The sequence below is a fragment of the Weissella sp. DD23 genome, assembly GCF_001579105.1.
GTDB lineage: Bacteria > Bacillota > Bacilli > Lactobacillales > Lactobacillaceae > Weissella > Weissella cibaria.
This window is the reverse complement of sequence record NZ_KQ970391.1, coordinates 218,165-221,736: the sequence shown is the minus strand read 5'-3', so window position 1 is coordinate 221,736 and position 3,572 is coordinate 218,165. Positions and strand designations below refer to the sequence as shown.

5 protein-coding genes, 1 tRNA gene and 1 other annotated feature are annotated in these 3,572 nt (G+C 43.5%); all 6 genes read right to left on the bottom strand.

The features are described from left to right. Positions 1-208: 208 nt before the first annotated feature. A complete protein-coding gene (gene rpmA, locus WEIDD23_RS03680) occupies positions 209-520 on the bottom strand; it encodes a 50S ribosomal protein L27 (RefSeq protein WP_003609238.1) in 312 nt (103 codons plus the stop codon). 27 nt (positions 521-547) lie between these two features. Further along, a complete protein-coding gene (rplU, locus tag WEIDD23_RS03675) occupies positions 548-850 on the bottom strand; it encodes a 50S ribosomal protein L21 (RefSeq protein WP_010372385.1) in 303 nt (100 codons plus the stop codon). 30 nt (positions 851-880) lie between these two features. After that, positions 881-956: a sequence feature (ribosomal protein L21 leader region), on the bottom strand. A gap of 97 nt (positions 957-1,053) precedes the next feature. Further along, a tRNA-Arg gene (locus WEIDD23_RS03670) sits at positions 1,054-1,127 on the bottom strand. 50 nt (positions 1,128-1,177) lie between these two features. Next, positions 1,178-1,705, bottom strand: a complete 528-nt coding sequence (locus tag WEIDD23_RS03665) for a hypothetical protein (protein ID WP_010372383.1) — start codon at positions 1,703-1,705, stop codon at positions 1,178-1,180. Beyond that, positions 1,705-2,736: a hypothetical protein gene (locus WEIDD23_RS03660; protein ID WP_010372381.1), complete on the bottom strand. Its 1,032-nt coding sequence runs from the start codon at positions 2,734-2,736 to the stop codon at positions 1,705-1,707. The genes WEIDD23_RS03665 and WEIDD23_RS03660 overlap by 1 nt, the downstream gene beginning before the upstream one ends. A 2-nt stretch (positions 2,737-2,738) precedes the next feature. Continuing rightward, the coding region (locus WEIDD23_RS03655; protein WP_062358791.1) for a hypothetical protein at positions 2,739-3,572 on the bottom strand (834 nt) is incomplete at its 5' end.

Genomic DNA, 3,572 nt, shown 5'->3' with positions numbered 1-3,572 from the left:
GCAGATATCATATTCAACGTATACGTTAATTGATTTGACTCTATTCGTCTTGTGCTGTGTTTCACATATTGTGAATGGACTATGCCCGAAAAATGATTAACATAATCGTAATAATCAACCACAAAAAAAGACAGCATCACGAACTTAATCGTAATGCTGTCTTTTTACAGTCTATTAAACTGATTTCAAATCTTAGTTAAGTAATAAATTACTTAGCGATGATTTGCTTGTACTCTTCACGAGTAACAACTGATACTTGGCGACGGTCACGGCCCAAACGACCGAACTTTACGACACCATCAGTCAAAGCGTACAACGTGTCATCGTTTCCACGACCAACGTTTACACCTGGGTAGATGTGCGTACCGCGTTGACGGTAAATGATTGATCCAGCCTTGATGTCTTGACCATCAGCGCGCTTCGTTCCTAGACGACGACCTGCTGAGTCACGACCGTTGGCAGAAGATCCGCCTCCCTTGTGGTGGGCAAGCATCGTCAAGTTGTTCAAATTCAATTGCATGATTTAAATCCTCTTCTTTCCGATGTCTTAGGCAATAGAGTCAATGACAACCTTAGTGTATGGTTGACGGTGACCTTGCTTCTTGTGTGAGTGCTTCTTTGGCTTGTACTTGAAAGTAACAACCTTCTTTTCCTTACCTTGCTTCTCAACAGTACCTGATACAGTAACACCATCAACGTATGGTGCACCGATCTTGCCGTCAGCGAAGACAACCTTGTCAAAGACAACCTTGTCACCCTCTGCGGCGTCCATCTTCTCGACGTAAATTACGTCACCGGCAGAAACCTTGTATTGCTTTCCACCGTTCTCAATGATTGCATATGCTGCCATGAGTCTGTAGACCTCCATATATATTATTTCTAAAAAACTTAGACTCACCGAGTCCGCGTGTTCCGAGGAACAACTTAATACAGACCACGAGTGGTTGCAGTTTGTGGGATCCACAAACACAACGTAAGTTATTATAAACCAATGGGAAAACAAAAACAATAAAATCCCCCACAATTGGTGAGGGATTTTAACGAAAACATAAGTGCAGCTGGTGGGACTCGAACCCACAACCGCTCGGGTAGAAACCGAGTGCACTATCCAGTTGTGCTACAGCTGCATATAAAATAGATGAGGCAACATTTCACTATCGCCTCATCTATTGTACGGTTAAAACGCTGGTGAATCAAGGTCAGAAGCATCCAAAACATGAGAAATTGCGATTGCGAGTTCTTCCTCAGTTAAATGCAATTCAAATAATCCCAATTTCATAAATGACCGCCAAGCGTGGGCGAAATCACTTTGGCGCTTCTGATGATAACTGTTTAATAGCATCGTCTTAATGCCCATAAATTGATGGGCTAACCGCATTTGTGGAAAACGAGCAAACTTCTCAATATCAGCGTCTTCCAACACCATCAAATGCGTCCACTGTTGCTTTAAACTGATCAACAAAAATTGACTCAAGGCCGTAGCGTACAAATCAACAATCGTTGCTTCACTGGTCACAACAGCATCGTGAGGTACATCCCCATTCACCGCATCAACCCGGCGCATCAGCGTACCTAGCGTAATATCCAAATTTAAATAATCATTTAATAGGACATCTTTTGGGCTAATTGGATTTTCCCAATCATAAGCCACAACCCGATAAGCGTCGCGCGCTTGCCGTAAATATAATGCAATATCCAGTGCCATTATGCTTCCGGCTCCTCATCAGTCGTGTTTGGTTGCAACACTTCCACTTGTGGTGCCTCAGACTTAACTGGTGCAGATGCCCCGTAATTCTTCAACGCACGATTGCCTTGCAAACCGAAAACTAATTCATCGCTTTCGACAGCCAAGTAATGACGCTCCTTCAAGTACCAAGCACCAATGAAGTCGTAATCTAACAAAATATCAAGCCATGAAACAGCATCGTGACCATCGATCACTTGGAAGTGCCAACGTTGTGCCCCAATAGCCGTGGCATCATTTGCATAGAAGATTCGCACTTCAACGCCCTGTTCAAGTACTAAGCCGGCCCCATTTGGAATGTTTTGCAAGAAGTAGTTTGAATCCGCTGACAACACAAACAAACGATCCAACATACCAGCTGGCATTTCAGTTTGAACCAATGGATACAAGAAATCATCCTTGGTCTCCAAAATGTTGTAATCGACCTTGTAACCAAATTCGCGTTCCATGTAACGGCCGAATTCAGTTAATAATGTCGTCACCGTGCGAATGCGTGGTGCGGTCGTCTTCTTACGATAGTTTTCAACCAACAAGTTTGTAATGGCATCGGCGTTAAACAAAATTTGCTTGCGTTCTAATGACCAGTAGAACAAACGTTCATTCGTCCCAAGTTCAACGAAAAAGGCGCCACCGTTTGGATCGTCATTCACAACGAACTCAAATGTTGCTGGCACTTCCAATTCAGTTGGTACCAACGTTAGTTCTTCACGTTCGGCTGGCGTCAAAATATCGTACGCTGGAATCCCGGCAAAACTCATAAACCGATCCATTGCCAACATGTACCAATCTGCTGGACTATATTGACGTGGCACAAGGACCCAGTCCGTATCAAGATGCGCTGCCGTTAAACGCTCGGCCAGCATGTGCACACGCGCTGGTTCTTGTGATTCGGCCAATTCACGTACTTGCGCCAACAATTGTTGAATTTGACCAATGTCATCTGTCAACAAGTCAGCATATGCGACTACGCGTTCACGAAGGTGTTCTGTCATAATTACTTACCTCCTTGTGCATCAGCCAAATACGTCACATACGTTTCGTACAATGACGCAACCGCTTCTTGGAAGTTTGCGAATGAACCAAACGTATCTGAGATGGCACGTTGTTCGTAAATCAAAATCGTATCTTCCTTTGATAGATTCAAAATTTGCGCATTGTTTGCTGCAATTAACTCAGGCACTTCTTTAGCCTTGTCGTCCGCAGCATCCAATTGTGCCAAACGTTCCTTCAACACTTCACGTTGTTCATTTTGTGAACGATTACCAAAAATACCACCACGGTCTTCGCTCGATGCCAGCTGAGCCATCAATTGGGCACGTTCGGCATCACGTTGATTTTGATCAGCCACAATTTGTTGCAACGCCTCGTTAGCTCGTGTAGTATCTTCAATTACTTGTGCGTTATAACGTTGGCCGGCCTCTGATAATTCAACAGCGCGTGCCAACTTTTCATACTCTTGATCATTGAAAATAAAGTTCACAGCTAATGGATCAAGAATACCGAAATGACGACGATCCCACCAATTTCCAAAGAACAATTGGAACACACCCAATTGCGTTTCTTCGTAATAAAAGAATGGGAATTTTTCTGACAAATACTGAATCAATTGTTGTCCCAAGTGATGGCTCAATTCATCCTGCATATCATCCACCAAGACTGACAAGGCACGGTTTGAGGCCGCATTTTGCGTCTGTCGAATCTTCGTGTTGTACTTTTGGCTATCTAATAATTCATACACCCGGCGATCATCATTCGTCGCAACAGCGTTCTGAATATCCCCGATGTAGTCTAATTTTGCTTGTAGTTTTCCATTTAATACGGATTGATT

What these genes read in the sequence shown, in the direction of transcription:
- rpmA (WP_003609238.1), bottom strand. Translation starts at nt 520, where the DNA reads ATGCAATTGAATTTGAACAACTTGACGATGCTTGCCCACCACAAGGGA.
- rplU (WP_010372385.1), bottom strand. Translation starts at nt 850, where the DNA reads ATGGCAGCATATGCAATCATTGAGAACGGTGGAAAGCAATACAAGGTT.
- WEIDD23_RS03665 (WP_010372383.1), bottom strand. Translation starts at nt 1,705, where the DNA reads ATGGCACTGGATATTGCATTATATTTACGGCAAGCGCGCGACGCTTAT.
- WEIDD23_RS03660 (WP_010372381.1), bottom strand. Translation starts at nt 2,736, where the DNA reads ATGACAGAACACCTTCGTGAACGCGTAGTCGCATATGCTGACTTGTTG.